The sequence below is a fragment of the Pseudomonas sp. FFPRI_1 genome (assembly GCF_055384485.1).
The window spans coordinates 2,823,182-2,837,864 of sequence record NZ_AP029168.1 but is presented as its reverse complement, the minus strand read 5'-3'; the positions used below and the strand labels follow the sequence as shown (position 1 = coordinate 2,837,864).

The window sequence follows — 14,683 nt, the reverse complement described above, 5'->3', positions numbered from 1 at the left end:
GAGTAACCTGCCTGAGAATTCGGTAACGGTTGAAGAGAACGTCCTTGTTTCAGATGCAACCTGGCCTTACGCGAAACCTGTAGCCGAACATCGCCCCCCTGCTGCGAGAACGCCGGGGACAGCGCACCCGCCAGGGGCTCCCCGGCAGCCTGGAAACGCTAAAACATCCGCACGGGGGTGTCTGACATGGGAAGCCGGGACAGGGTCCCGGCCCTGTCCCGGGGTTGCACCACGCCGCGCGCCGGCCCTGGGGCCGGCGCATCGGGTGGGGCTCGGCAGGCGCTTAAAGGCGCCGTTGGCGCTTGAGCTGAGGGATAGTGGTGGCGGGGATTTCCAGGCGCTGCAACTGACCCAGGGTGTTGGCTGCCAGCGCCGCCAGGGTCGGCTGGCTGAACAGCAGTCGTGCATCGGCGTACAGGCCCTCCTGACGCATCCGCGCCACCAGGCTGACTGCCAGCAGCGAATGCCCGCCCAGCTCGAAGAAGTGGTCGTGGCGCCCTACCCGCTCGACCTGCAGCACTTCGGCCCAGAGCCGTGCCAGGGTGGTTTCCAGTTCGCCCTGGGGGGCCTCGAACGCCCGGCTCAGCACCGCGTCCGCCCCGGGTTCCGGCAGCGCCTTGCGGTCCAGCTTGCCATTGCCGCTCAGGGGCAAGGCCGCCAGCTGCACATAGGCCGCCGGCACCATGTACTCCGGCAGGCGCTCCAGTACATGGGCCCGCAGCGCTTGGATGCCCGGCGCCGGCACGCCGTCGCGCAGGCTGAAATAAGCCACCAGGCGCTCGTCGCGCATCAGCACCGCCACCTCGCGCAGGGCCGGATGGCTGGCCAGCCGCGCCTCGATCTCCCCCAGTTCCAGGCGCAGGCCGCGCAGCTTGACCTGGAAGTCGTTGCGGCCGAGGAATTCCAGGTCGCCGTCGGCGTTGCAGCGCACCCGGTCGCCGGTGCGGTACAAGCGGTCACCGGCGACGAAGGGGCTGGCGATAAAGCGCTCGGCCTGCAACTGCGGCAGGCCCAGATAGCCCCGGGCGACCCCGACCCCGCCAATGTGCAACTGCCCGCTGACGCCCCGGGGCACCGGCTGGTCGTGGGCGTCGAGCACATACAGCCGGGTGTTGCTGATGGCCCGGCCGATGGGCAACTGCACCGCAGGCACCGGCGCCCCGGGTTCCAGGGTCCAGGCGCTGCTGTCCACCGTGGCTTCGGTGGGGCCGTAGACGTTGTGCAGGCGAGCCCCGGGCAGGCGCTTCTGGAACAGCCGGGCGATGGCTTCGGTCAACTCGCCACCGCCGCACAGCACGTCGGTCAGGCTGTGGCACTGGCCGGCTTCTTCCAGCTGCAGGAACTGCAGGAGCATGGCGGGCACGAACTTGATCAGGGTCACCTGCTGCTCTTGCACCAGTTGCGCCAGGTAGGCCGGATCGCGGTGGCCATCAGGGCGCGCCAGGAGCAGGCGCAGGCCGCTGACCAGGGGCCAGAACAGCTCCCAGACTGAACCGTCGAAACTGAACGGCGCCTTTTGCAGCAAAGTGCCGCCGGCGGCGTCCGGGCACAACTGCGAGCCCCAGTGCATCAGGTTGCCCAGACCGCGGTGCTCCACCATCACCCCCTTGGGTGTGCCGGTGGAGCCGGAGGTGTAGATCACATAGGCCAGGTGCGAGACGTCCAGCCCCGGCACCCGCGGATTGTCCAGCGGCTGCTGTTGCCAGTGGCTGCGGTCGAGGTCGATCAAGGGCAGCGCCAGCGTCGTCAGCAGCTCCCGGGTCGGCTGATGCACCAGCACCGCCTGTGGCTGGCTGTCCTGCAGCAGGTAACGCAGGCGCTCCAGGGGGTACTGCGGATCCAGGGGCACGTAGGCGCCACCGGCCTTGAGAATCCCCAGCAGGCCGATCACCAGCTCCGGGCTGCGCTCGATGTACACACCGACGCGCACGTCCGGCCCCACGCCCAGCTCACGCAGGTGGTGAGCCAGTTGATTGGCCCGCTGATTGAGGTGCTCGTAGCTCAGTCGCAGCTCGCCGGCCTGCAAGGCGATGGCCTGGGGCGTGCGCCGCACCTGGGCTTCGAACAGCCCGTGCAGGGTTTGCTCCAGGGGGTAGTCGGACGCAGTGGCATTGAGCTCCAGCACCAGCTCCCGGTACTCCGCCGCCGGCAGGATCGACAGGCGCTGGAGCGGGGTCTGCGGCGCCTGTTCCAGGGCCTGCAGCAACGCCTCGACAGCGCTCGTCAGGTGGTCCAGCAGGCGCTGCGCGCCGACCTGCTGCGGCGCCCGGGCGCCCAGGCGAAAGCCCGTGTCCAGGTCATCCACCGCCAGCATCAGCGGATAGCTGACCACTTCTTCGCTGCTGAGCAGGGTCACGCCCGGCTGGCCCGGCAACAGCTGTTGCCCGTCGGCGCCCAGCCCATGGCGGTAGTTGAGCAAGGCGTTGAACAGCGGCGTCGGCGCCGCCACCCCGCTGCAACGCTGGGCCAGGGACAGGGGCGCCTGCTCGTGGGCCAGCAGTGCGCTGAGGCGCTCCTGGGTCTGCAGCAGGCCGGCGGCGACGCTCTGCCCCTCCAGTTCCAGGCGCAGCGGCAAGGTGTTGATGAACATCCCCAGGGCCTGGTCGGCGCCCACACCGGCCTGCAAGCGGCCCAGCAACACGGTGCCGAACAGCACGTCCTCGCGACCGCTGGCACGCCCCAGCACCAGGGCCCAGGCCAGGTGAAACAGGCTCGCGGCACTGACCCCAAACTGGCGCACCCGGGCCCGCAGCCGCTCGCCGAGAGCCGAGTCCAGCAGGATTCGGGCCTCCTGCAGATCCAGGGCCTGCCCCGGGCGCTCCTGCAGTTCGAAGGCCAGGGTCGGCTCGTCCACCCGGGACAGGCCCTCACGGAAAAACGCCGCGTGGGATTCCAGCCCCAGCCCTGTGCGCGCCACGTAATCGCGGTAGGCAAAGGCCGGCGCCAGCCGCCCTTGCCGACCGCCCATGTGGGCGGCGATTTCCGCCATCAGCACGGCGGTGGAGGTGGCGTCGTTGACCAGGTGATGGAAACGCAGCAGAGCGAGCCAGCGCTGGTTCGCCCGGTCCTCGGCCCAGGCCAGGGCCAGCATCGGTGCCTGGCGGATGTCCAGCGGGTTGTGGCGCGGATCGTAATGCCGGCACAACTGCTCCAGCACGGCCCCGCCAGCGGGATCCGGCACCCGCTCCTCCACCGTCAGCCGAGCCTCGCGCCAGACCACCTGCACCGGCTGCTCGAGCACTTCCCAGACCAGGCTGGTGCGCAGGATGTCGTGCCGGGCAATCACCGCCTGCAGGGCCTCGGCGAAGGCCTCAAGCTCTGCCCGATGGGCAAAGGCGAACGTTGCGTGCTGCTGATAGGGATCGCGCGCGGTGTAGGTCATGTGGTGGTAGAGCAACCCTGCCTGCAGCGGCGCCAGGGGGTAGATTTCCTGCACATTGGCGGCGCCTCCGGGGATGCCGGCCACCACCCGGTCGATGCTGTCCTGATCCAGCTCCACCAGCGCCAGCATCGACGGGGTGATCCGCTGGCAGCCGGGGGGCACCCGATTGGCCGGGATCTCCAGCGCCGGCTGAGCGTGCACCGCCGCCGCGAGACTGGCCAGGGTCGGCTGGCCGAACAGCACTCGCACGTCAGCCTGCATGCCGGCCTGAGCCATGCGCTGGATCAGTTGCAGGGCCAGCAGCGAGTGGCCGCCCAGTTCGAAGAAGTGGTCCTGGCGCCCTACCCGCTCCACCTGCAGCAGCTCGCACCAGAGTTGCGCCAGGGTGGTTTCCACGGTGCCCCGGGGGGCCTCGTATTCACGGCTGATCAACGCCTGCGCCCCCGGGGCCGGCAGGGCCTGACGGTCCAGCTTGCCATTGCTGGTCAGGGGCAGTGTGTCGAGCTGCACATAGGCCATGGGCACCATGTAGTCCGGCAAATGCTGGCGCAGATAGTCCCGCAGCGCGCTGATCGACACCTCCTCGCGGGCGCTGAACCAGGCCACCAGTTGGCCGTCGCGGGCCTGGACCACCGCCTCGCGCAATGCCGGGTGGGCGCCCAGGCGGGTTTCGATTTCCCCCAGCTCGATGCGCTGGCCACGGATCTTCACCTGGTCGTCATTGCGTCCCAGGTATTCCAGGGTGCCGTCCGCCAGCCAGCGGGCCAGGTCGCCGGTGCGGTACAGACGCGCCCCGGGCCGAGCGCTGAACGGGTCCTGCAGAAAACGCTCGGCCGTCAGCTGATCGCGGTTGAGGTAGCCACGGGCGACGCCAGCGCCACCGACATAGAGTTCGCCGACGATGCCGATGGGCACCGGGCGTTGCTGCTCATCCAGCAGATGGACCTGGGTATTGGCGATGGGCCGGCCGATATGCAAGGCCTGACCGGCCTCGATGCCCCCGGAGGTGGCGACCACCGTGGCCTCGGTAGGGCCATAGTTGTTGACCACGGCAAAGCCCTGCCCCTGGGGCATCTGCCGCAGGCGGTCGCCGCCGATCAGCAGGGTGCGCAGGGTCGGATGGCCCAGGGCCTGGCTGAAGGCGTACTCGGCCACCGGGGTCGGCAGGAAGCTCACGTCGAGGGGCTGCTGGCGCCACCAGGCGAGCAAGGCTTGCAGGTCTTCGAGGCCGTCGCTGACCGGCGCCAGGTGCAGGGTGGCACCGGCGCACAAGGTCGGCCAGACCTCCCAGGCCATGGCGTCAAAACCGAACCCGGCCAGGCACGAGACTTGGCTGGCAGGCTGTAGGTCGAAGGCCTGGCAGTGCCAGTCCACCAGGCTGGACAGGCTCCGGTGCTCGACCATCACGCCCTTGGGCAGGCCGGTGGAACCTGAGGTGTAGATCACGTAGGCCAGGTGTTCCGGACTCAGCCCCGGCACCTGTGGCGCAACCCGCGAGCCCGGCAGCCACTGGCGGCTGTCCAGCTCGACCAACGGCACGCTCAAGGCCGGCAATTGCTCGCGCAGGGCGTGCTGGGTCAGCACCGCCACGGGGGCACTGTCGGTCAGCAGATAGGCCAGGCGCTCCGCAGGATGGGCCGGGTCCAGGGGCACGTAGGCGCCGCCGGCCTTGAGAATCGCCAGCAACCCCACCAGGGTTTCCAGGCTGCGCCGGGCAACGATCGCCACCCGGTCATCCGGGCGCACCCCCAGCCCCTGCAGGTGCAACGCCAGGGCATTGGCCCGCTGATCGAGCTGCGCGTAACTCAGGGACTGCCCCTGGGCCAGCAGGGCAATCGCCTCGGGCGTGCGCCGGGCCCATTCCTCGACCCGCCGGTGAATCCGCTGCTCGGCGGCCGGCGGTCGCTGCGTGGCGTTCCATTGCTCCAGCTGCGCGCATTCGGCAGCGGTCAGCAGGGAAAATTGCCGGACCGGCAAGTCGACATCCTCCAGCCCCTGCTCCAGCACATGGATCAGCCGCGCCGCCAGGGCCTCGACTTCCTCGGCCTGGAAATAGGCGCTGTCGTAGACGTAGTGCATCCATGCGGTGTCATCGAAACTGTTGCTGCGCAGGTGAATCGCCAGGGGCGTCGGCTCGTGGCGGTTGGAGACTTTCACCGACGAGGCGTCCGCCTCGCCATAGCGGTAGTCGAGGTCTTCCAGCTCATAGGACAGCGACAGCTCGAACAGCTGCGCGCGGTCCTCGCGCAACAGGCCGAGGGAACGGTTGAGCTCGCTCAGGGGAAAGCGCTGGTGGCGAAAATCCTGTTTCAGCACGTCGCGCACCGCGCCCACCAGGGCCTCGAACCTCAGCTCGCGGCCAAAGTCCATGCGCACCGCGCTGACCTGGGTGAAGGAGCCCAGGGTCACCTTGAAGGCCGCGTTGGGCCGGTTGAGCACCGGCATGCCGACCACCCATTCGTCACGCTGCCCGGTGCCGGTGAAGTACACGTGCAGCGCCGCCAGCAGCACATGGAAGGCCGAGGCCCCGGCCTGCTTGCCCAGGGCTTTCATGCGCTCGTGCAGGACCGCCGGAAAGGGCTGCACCAGGGTCGCTCCCGGGGTGGGGCCGTCCGCGGAGGCAGGGTGGCGCGCACGCAGCAATGGCTCCGGCAAGGTGCGGTATTTGTCCAGCCAGTAGTCGCGGTCACGGGCGTAGCGGCTGGACTGGTGATAGCGCGCGTCGTCCTCGATGAAGTCGATGAAGGACGGCGCCGACACCTGGGGCTCCTGCCCTTGCACCAGGGCACTGTAGATCCCTCCCAGGGACTGGGACAGTTGGGCAAACCCCCAGCCGTCGAGAATCAGGTGGTGGGCCTCGACTTCCATCAGGTGATGCTCGGGGCTCAGGCGAAACAGCGAGAAGCGGCACAGGCGCTCGCCGTTGAGCTTGAACGCCTGCTGCATCTGCCGGCCGATCTGTGCCTGCGCCGCGGCCAGTGGATCGGTGTGGCCCGACAGGTCATGGAACACCAGCTGCACCGGCCAGTGCCGGTCGAAGTGCTGCAACGGCAGGCCGTCGTCGCAGCCCTCCAGGGACAGTACCGTGCGCAGCACGTCGTGCTTGTCCACCAGCAGTTCCACCGTGCGCTGCATCAGCTCGGGCCGGAAGGGCCCCCGGAGGACCGCATAGCCGCCGATGTTGTACAGCGGCGAATCGCCACGGCTCAGTTGGTCGAGCCAGATATCCCGTTGCCCGGCGGTCAGCGGCCGGCCCGGGCCCTGCATCGGACCCAGGTTCATGGGCGCCCCCGAGCCGCGCAGCGTGCGACAGGCGAGCGTGGGAGGGGGCTGGTTTGTGCGGCGAGGTCGCCCACGACAACGGCAGAAAAAAGCGTCATAAGATCCTTCTCATGTGATGGCCCGGGCACCGGCGTTCGCGGATTTAAGCATCGGCCCCACGGCCTGTATGTCACCCGAAACCCGGACAATTCGGGCCGCCACCGGCCCTGGCCTGGCCCGTTGCAAGGCAATCTGTCGCCTGCTGCCGGGGCCACGCCCGGGACGCTGCGGATCAGCTGAAATGGCTGTAGGAGATTGGCTATCCGTCAACGACGCTCCTGGCTGCAAAAGCGCCTTCGGCAGCGGCTGATCCCTTCGCTATTTCAGCGACTTGCGCAGGCCTCGCGCCGAACGCCTACGGGCTCGACAAGCCCCTCGCAACCCCTTGATCCAGAGCCCTCGACACCGGCAGGCCGAGGCATGCTGTCCCGGTTTTCCCCTACAGACGCCAGGCAAATGCATAGGCTTAAATTACCTTCCGGGAACCGGCTCAGGTTCATGAAGAATCTGCTGCGGTGCACCCTGGCCACCGCGCTTCGATCAGCGATTTGTCTCGATCAAGGATGATAAGGATATGAGTCTGACCAGCAGTATTGCGAACATGGAAACCCCGCATTTCTACTTCGAGATGGGGCAATTGATCTCCAGCACCGGGCACCCGCAATTCGCCAGCAACATGCTCCAGCTGGTGGACAAGCTGGTGCCGGCAACCCAGCTGGTGCTCAGTGAATGGACCCTCGACGAGCGCCAGACCAGCCCGTTGGAGATTTCCCTGCTGGGCCGCGCCGGGTTGCAGGACGACCTGCCACTGCCCGAGCCGCCGCGACGCCACGACCCGCTGCTGCACAAGATGCTGGAAATGGACGACTCGCTGCTGATTCAAATGAATGCCCAGGGCGGCCATTCGCGCAATCCCCCGCACCAGTGCCATCTGGTCTCGCGCAAGGCCAACCGGCGCTGTGTCATCGGCCTCTACCGCGAGCCGTCCCAGGGGGTCTATTCCCTGGCCGAACTGTCGTTTCTCAAGAGCCTCTCGGCAACCCTGCTGCCCCTGCTGGAGCGGCATGCCCAGTTCCATCGCCAACAGGTGCTGAAGAACCTGCGCAGCTGGAGCACCCGGCCCTTCGATGCCCTGCAGCGGACGCCGCTGCAACGGGAATTCGACGAGCGCCTGTCGCTGGGGGACATCAACCTTTCGGCCCGGGAAAAGGAAGTCTGCCTGGGGCTGCTGACCGGCGGCACCGTACCGGAAATGGCCCAGCGCCTGAGCGTCAAGAACAGCTCGGTTGAAACCTACCTCAAGCGTGCCGCCGCCAAGCTCGGGGTCAGTGGCCGCCACGGACTGGCCAAGTGGATGGTCGGCGCCTGAAACCTGCTCCCGTCCCCCTGCCGTCCGCCATCAGGATGTCCTTGTCACGAGGCTGATCAATGCGTAACTCCCCCCTCCCCCTGGCGATCCTGGCCCTGGCCCTCGGTGGCTGCTCGCTGATCCCGGACTACCAGCGCCCGCCGCCACCGGTGGCTGCCCACTACCCCGAGGGCGAGGCCTATGCGCCAGCCAGCGGGGCGCCAGGGGCCAACTGGCACAGCCTGTTCCAGGACCCGCTGCTGCAACAGCTGATCCGCGATGCCCTGGAGAACAACCGCGACCTGCGGGTGGCCGCGCTGAACGTGGCGGCCTACCAGGCCCAGTACCGCATCCAGCGGGCCGACCTGTTCCCCGCGGTGTCGGCCAGCGGCCTGGAAAAACGCCAGCGCCTGCCCGAGCGAATGACCGGGGGCAAGGCGCAGATCAGCTCCAGCTACTCGGCGAACCTGGGCATCAGCGCCTACGAACTGGATTTCTTCGGCCGCATCCGCAGCCTCAGCGAACAGGCGCTGATGACCTACCTGTCCAGCGAACAGGCCCGGCGCAGCGCGCAGTTGAGCCTGGTGGCCAACGTCGCCAGCGCCTACCTGACCTGGTGCGCCGACCTGGAATTGCTGGAGCTGACCCGCAAGACCCTGGCGGCGGACGAGCAGAGCCTGCGCCTGACCACACGCAACGGCAACGCCGGCAAGGTCTCGGCCCTGGACGTGGCCCAGGCCCGGACCAGCGTCGACAGCGCTCGCGCCAGCCTGGCCCGCTACCAGCGCCAGGTGGCCCAGGACCTGAACAACCTGACCCTGCTGGTGGGCGCCCCGCTGCCGGCGGACATGCCGAGGCGTGGGCTGGCCGACGGCATGCTGGCCCAGGTGCCCGCCGGGCTGCCATCGAGCCTGCTGCAGCGACGCCCGGACATTCTCCAGGCCGAGTACCAGTTGCAGGCTGCCAACGCCAACATCGGCGCAGCGCGGGCAGCGTTCTTCCCCAGCGTCAGCCTGACCGCCAACGCCGGCAGTTCCAGCAAGGAACTCTCGGGGCTGTTCAAGGGCGGTTCCGGCGGCTGGTTGTTCCAGCCACAGATCAACCTGCCGATCTTCAACGCCGGCAACCTGCGGGCCAGCCTGGACTATGCCCGGCTGCAGAAGGACATCGGCGTCGCCCAGTACGAGAAGGCCATCCAGACCGCCTTCCAGGAAGTGGCCGACGGCCTGGCCGCGCGCCAGACCTACCAGCAGCAACTGACGGCCCAACGCAACCTGGTGCAGGCGACCCAAAACTACTACGACCTGGCGGAGCATCGCTATCGCATCGGCGTCGACAGCAACCTGGTGTTCCTCGACGCCCAGCGCTCGCTGTTCAGTGCCCAGCAGGGGCTGATCAACGATCACCTGGCGCAGCTGATTGCCGAGGTCAACCTGTACCGGGCCCTGGGCGGCGCCTGGGACGAGACACCGAGCCTGGCCCGCGGGCAGAGTCAGCCCTGAGCGCCTGGCGAGCTTTGCCCAGGAGCGTCCAGGCGCCTTCCGGCCAGGCATCGGGCGGTTGGACGAGGGGGTGTTCGGGGAGGGCGGCGAGTGGGGCAATGAATGAATGTTGCAGGCTGTAGAACCAACCCGGTCAGCCAGGGCAGTAGGCGAAACGTGGACCGGGCAGGCAGGTACAGCAGAGTTGCAGCCCGCCCTGACCAGCCACCGTCATTCAGCGTGTTGCCTGAGGTAGCAGGCCGGGCGAACAGGGAACGAGTCTAGACAGAGGCTCCAGCAGCGTATGTAGGAACATTCTGAATCCAGACCAATACACATCTTGGTTTGGCCCCGGATAAAACAGGCTCGCACCCAGCCCCCGGCTGCGGGGGCCGGCCGCCAGCGCCTAACGGGTACCCGGCACCAGGTCGAGGATTTCATCGATGCCCAGGCACCGAGGCTCCACCTCCAGAGTCCGGCCGTGCTCAAGAATCCCCACCGCCACATCACGCATGGCCATATAGGCACTGCGCAGCATGTGGTTGGCGTAGATCACCGCGTTGAAACCGGCCCCCTCCAGTTCGTCGAAACCCAGGTGCGCATAGCTGGTGGGCACGCAGATCAGCGGCACCCGCGGGCAGTGGCGACGGAACAGCCGGGCGAACTCGAGGATCTCCAGGCCGTCCTTCTTGCGGCTGTGGATCATGATCCCGTCGGCGCCGGCCGCGACATAGGCCAGGCAGCGTTCGAGGGCGTCGTCCATGCCCTTGTCGAGGATCAGGCTTTCACAACGGGCGATGATCAGCAGGTCCTCGTGGCTGCGGCTGCTGCAGCCCACGCGAATCTTCTCGCAGAACTCCTCGATGGAGTCCTGCAGCTGGCTCACCGCGTTGCCGAACAGCGAGTTTTTCTTCAGCCCGCACTTGTCCTCGATCACCACCGCCGAGACCCCGGCCCGGTCGAGCATCTTCACGTGGATCGCGAAGTGCTCGGCCTTGCCGCCGGTGTCGCCGTCGAAAATCATCGGCAGCGAACACACATCGAAGATCTCGCGGATGCCGTGCAAGCGGTTGCTCGGCGAGAGGATCTCGATGTCTGGCAGGCCCTTGTGGGTGGAGTCGGTCAATGAACTGGACCAGATGGCGTCGTACACCAGGCTCGGCCCGGCGCCCCGCTCCAGCCTGGACTGCTCCGCCAGCAGCGCGGAAATCGGACTGTGGGCTTCGAGCACGCGAAGGCAGCGCTTGCGGCGCAGCAACTGGCTCAGGTTGGTTCGGCGAATATCAGCGTCCTGCATGGGATTCACGCGCCTCTTGTAATGGGGGAACAGCGGGTTCGCTCAGGGGTGGGTCATGTCCAGGGCCACCACGTAGCGGTCGAAATCCGCCGCCGAGACATAGCCCAGCTGCTGGGCCACTTCCCGCAGCGACTTGCCCTCGTGGTGGGCGGTCTTGGCGATGATCGCGGCCTTGTCATAGCCGATGTGGCGGTTGAGGGCCGTCACCAGCATCAGGTTCTTCTCGATGTTGGCCTCGATGCGCGCGAGGTTTGGCTCGATGCCCAGCGCGCAGTGGTCGTTGAAGGCCCGGCAGGACTCAGCCAGCAAGGTGATGCTTTCCAGCACGTTGTGCACCATCACCGGCTTGTAGACGTTGAGCTGGAAATTGCCCTGGCTGCCGGCGAAGGCCACGGTGGCGTCGTTGCCGAAGACCTGGGTGCAGACCATGGTCAGCGCCTCGCACTGGGTCGGGTTGACCTTGCCCGGCATGATCGAGGAGCCCGGTTCGTTCTCCGGGATATCGATCTCGCCGATGCCGCAGCGCGGCCCGCTGGCCAGCCAGCGCACATCGTTGGCGATCTTCATCAGGGCCATGGCCAGGGTACGGATCGCCGCCGAGGTGTTGACCAGGGCATCGTGGGCCGACAGGGCGAAGAACTTGTTGGCGCAGGACTTGAACGGGTAGCCGGTGAGCTCGGCGATGATCCGCGCGCATTCGTCGCCGAACTGCGGATGGGAGTTGAGCCCGGTGCCCACTGCCGTGCCGCCGATGGCCAGGTCGTAGAGGCCGGCGAGGTTGTGCTGGATAGCCGCCACGGCGTAGTCGATCTGCTCGACCCAGCCGCCGATTTCCTGGCCCAGGGTGATGGGGGTGGCGTCCTGCAAGTGGGTACGCCCGACCTTGACCACGTCGCAGTACTGCTCGGCCTTCTCGAACAGCGTGTCGCGCAGCACCGAGACGCCCGGCAGCAGGGTTTCGAAGATTTCCGCCACCACCACCATGTACATCGCCGTGGGGAAGGTGTCGTTGGACGACTGGCCACGGTTGACGTGGTCGTTGGGGTGAATCGGCTTTTTGCTGCCCAACTCGCCGCCGAGCATCTCGATCGCTCGGTTGGCGATCACTTCGTTGGCGTTCATGTTGGACTGGGTGCCGGAACCGGTCTGGAACACCACCAGCGGGAAGTGCTCGTCCAGTTGCCCGCTGATCACTTCATCCGCGGCCTTGGCGATGGGCAGCGCAATGGCTTCCGGCAGCTCGCCGAGCTTGAGGTTGGCCAGGGCCGCAGCCTTCTTCAGGATGCCCAGGCTGCGGATCATCGGTGCCCCCCACTGGAAGCGTGCACGGCCGATGGGGAAGTTGTGGATGGAGCGCTCGGTCTGGGCGCCCCAGTACTTGTTGGACGGTACCGAAATGGAACCCATCGAGTCGGATTCAAGACGCATGTGGGTAGTTCTCCAATAAATGAATGAGGGGCCGGCCTTTGGTGCCGGGCAGGCGCCCTGCCCGGCCTGGTGGGCAGGCGCTTACTCCTTGAGTACGGAGGCCATCTTCTCCAGGTGCTGGCAGGCGCGCAGCACGTACTCATCGGACAGGGCAGCGATGCGCCGGTAGTTGATCTGCTGGCCGGTGGCCTGGGTGTAGAGCTTCAGGGCGTCGGTGGCGTGGCGGAAATGCCGGGCCTCGACGGCGCCGCAGTGAACGCTGAGGAAGCCGGCGATGCGGTTCGCCTCCCCGGTGGGGTAACCACAGGATTCGCGCAGCCAGTTCTTCCACAGCGGCGTCATCAGGTTGTACTCGCCGGTGTTGAACAGCTCGGTCAGGGCCATCATCTCCAGGGCTTCCACCAGGTTCGGCGCCAGCGGGCGCTTCTCCCCGACCCAGGTGGAGAACTCCTTGGTGATGGGGTTCAGGTACTTGTCCTGCAGGCGCCAGTTGTCCGAGCCACAGATGGCCGAGGCCATGCGGTGATAGAGCTTGGAATGGTGGGGATGGCCGTGCATCTCACCCAGGCCGACGTCCTCGACGATGATCTCGCCGCAGTGCCGGGCGGCCTCCAGCAGCTTGAGCTTGTTGTCGTCGCCGGGCAGATCCTCGGATTCCTGCAGCAGCCGCACGATGATGCTGGACACCGCATGGGCCGCGCCGTCCGGGCTGCGCCAGCCGCAGAAGAAGGTGCACAGCGAATCCTCGGACCACTTGCGCGAGGTCATGCGCTGGTAGGTCAGGCAGTAGCCGTCCAGCTTGTCGGGGTGGTTTTCAAAGCCCGTCAGCAGGGCCTCCACCAGGTTGCGGTCCTCGACATCCACCAGGGCCTGGTGCACGTAGCCGATGAACTCCTTGCGCGAACTCTCCATGTTTCTCTCCTGTAATTATTCTTCACATCACGGACAACAAGATGAACGACGCCGGCCCGAGCCTCGGCGGGCTCGGGAACGGGCTCGGTCCCCCTGGGGGTTGGGCTGCCGGGAACCGCTTCAGTCGATGACGATGGCCGAGATGAACTGGGCGAAACGGCTCAGGCCTTCGATCAGCTCCTCATATTCCACGGCGTAGGAAATGCGGATGCAGTGGGGGTCGCCACAACCGGAGCCGGGCACCACGGCGATGTGCGCCTCGGTCAGCAGCAGGTCGGCCAGGTGATCGACATCGCGCACCGCTTCGCCGCGGTAGTAGCCGCCGAGCCGGGAAGAGACATCGATATACAGGTAGAAGGCGCCTTCCGGCGGTGCGTAGCTCACCCCTTGCAGGCGATCGAGGTAGGTGCGTGCGGCGTGCAGCTGGCGTTGCAGGAACGGGTTGACCAGGTCGGCAAAGTGCGACGAATCGGCGTTCAGGGTATTGAGCGCAGCGTACTGGGACAGGCTGCTGGGGTTGGAGGTGGTGTGCCCCTGCAGGTTGTGCATGGCCGCGATCACCGGCGCCGGAGCGCAGGCATAGCCAACCCGCCAGCCGGTCACCGCCTGGCTCTTGGAGAAGGAGTCGATCAGCACCGTCTGCCCTTTCAATGCCGGGCACAGCGCGAGAATGTTGTGGTGCTGGTGGCCCTCGCGCACCAGGCCGCGGTAGCACTCGTCGAACATCACCCACAGTTGCCGCTCCTGGGCCAACTGGGCGATGGCCAGCAGTTGCTCGCGCTCATAGACGGTGCCGGTGGGGTTGTTGGGGGTGTTGATGACGATCATCCGGGTGCGCTCGGTGAGCGCGCCACGCACCGCATCCACCGTCAGCCGGTAGTGGTCGGCGCGGGTCTCGATGCACACCGGGGTGGCGCCGGCCAGGCGGATCTGGGTGGGAAAGGTTTCCCAGTACGGCGTCGGCACTATCACCTCGTCGCCGGGGTTGAGCAGCACCATGCAGGCGTTGTACAGCGCTTGTTTGGCCCCGGCGGTGACTGCCACTTCATTGGCGGCGAACGCAGCCCCGGTGCGCTGGCTGACCCGCTGCGCGAGCTTCTCGCGCAGGGCCGGCAGGCCGATGGGCGGGGTGTAGCGGTTGCGCGCATTGGCGATGGCTTCGATGGCCCCGGCGCGCATGTCCTCGCAGGCATCGAAGGACAATTCGCCGGCGGCGAAATTGATCACCTTGATCCCGCTTTCCTTCAGGGCGTTGGCTTTGCTGCGCATGCTCGAGGTGCCTGGGGCACTGAGGCCCAGCGCACGCTGGGACAAGGAAAAACGGACGGCCGTGGCTTCGCTGTTTGTCATTTTTGTACCTGCGAAAACAATCGGGAAACAGAGCGACCCAAACCTGTGCCAATGCGTCCCCGGCAACCTGGAAAGCTGGTCTAGGCTGGTCGTCTTACATTCTGATGACAGTCGCAAATAGCGGCCAATACTGTTTGCGTCGTGATTGATACTGGAAAAACAAG

7 protein-coding genes are annotated in these 14,683 nt (G+C 66.9%); 2 read left to right on the top strand and 5 right to left on the bottom strand.

Features of this window, described 5'->3' with window-relative positions; translation table 11 throughout:
- Positions 1-283: 283 nt before the first annotated feature.
- On the bottom strand, positions 284-6,664 hold the full coding sequence (locus ACZ5BO_RS12735) for an amino acid adenylation domain-containing protein (protein WP_464700160.1): 6,381 nt from the start codon (positions 6,662-6,664) through the stop codon (positions 284-286).
- Between the two features lie 613 nt (positions 6,665-7,277).
- On the opposite strand from ACZ5BO_RS12735, the gene ACZ5BO_RS12730 reads away from it, so the two are divergent.
- Together ACZ5BO_RS12730 and ACZ5BO_RS12725 are read left to right on the top strand one after the other, a co-directional pair.
- Positions 7,278-8,072: a helix-turn-helix transcriptional regulator gene (locus tag ACZ5BO_RS12730; RefSeq protein ID WP_025130133.1), complete on the top strand. Its 795-nt coding sequence runs from the start codon at positions 7,278-7,280 to the stop codon at positions 8,070-8,072.
- A gap of 59 nt (positions 8,073-8,131) precedes the next feature.
- Positions 8,132-9,553, top strand: coding sequence for an efflux transporter outer membrane subunit (locus ACZ5BO_RS12725; protein ID WP_025130134.1), 1,422 nt, complete (start codon positions 8,132-8,134; stop codon positions 9,551-9,553).
- 385 nt (positions 9,554-9,938) lie between these two features.
- On the opposite strand, the gene aepX is transcribed toward ACZ5BO_RS12725, so the two are convergent.
- The 4 genes from aepX to ACZ5BO_RS12705 all read right to left on the bottom strand — a co-directional run bounded on the left by aepX (position 9,939) and on the right by ACZ5BO_RS12705 (position 14,519).
- Positions 9,939-10,829: a phosphoenolpyruvate mutase gene (gene aepX, locus ACZ5BO_RS12720; protein WP_464700157.1), complete on the bottom strand. Its 891-nt coding sequence runs from the start codon at positions 10,827-10,829 to the stop codon at positions 9,939-9,941.
- Between the two features lie 42 nt (positions 10,830-10,871).
- Entirely contained in the window at positions 10,872-12,257 is a 1,386-nt protein-coding gene (fumC, locus tag ACZ5BO_RS12715; protein ID WP_464700155.1) for a class II fumarate hydratase, read from the bottom strand.
- Between the two features lie 81 nt (positions 12,258-12,338).
- The gene (locus ACZ5BO_RS12710; protein ID WP_025130137.1) at positions 12,339-13,169 is read right to left on the bottom strand and encodes a hypothetical protein; all 831 of its coding nucleotides are present in this window, start codon (positions 13,167-13,169) and stop codon (positions 12,339-12,341) included.
- 120 nt (positions 13,170-13,289) lie between these two features.
- Complete coding sequence (locus tag ACZ5BO_RS12705; RefSeq protein WP_464700152.1) at positions 13,290-14,519, bottom strand: pyridoxal phosphate-dependent aminotransferase; 1,230 nt, start codon at positions 14,517-14,519, stop codon at positions 13,290-13,292.
- Positions 14,520-14,683 lie beyond the last annotated feature (164 nt).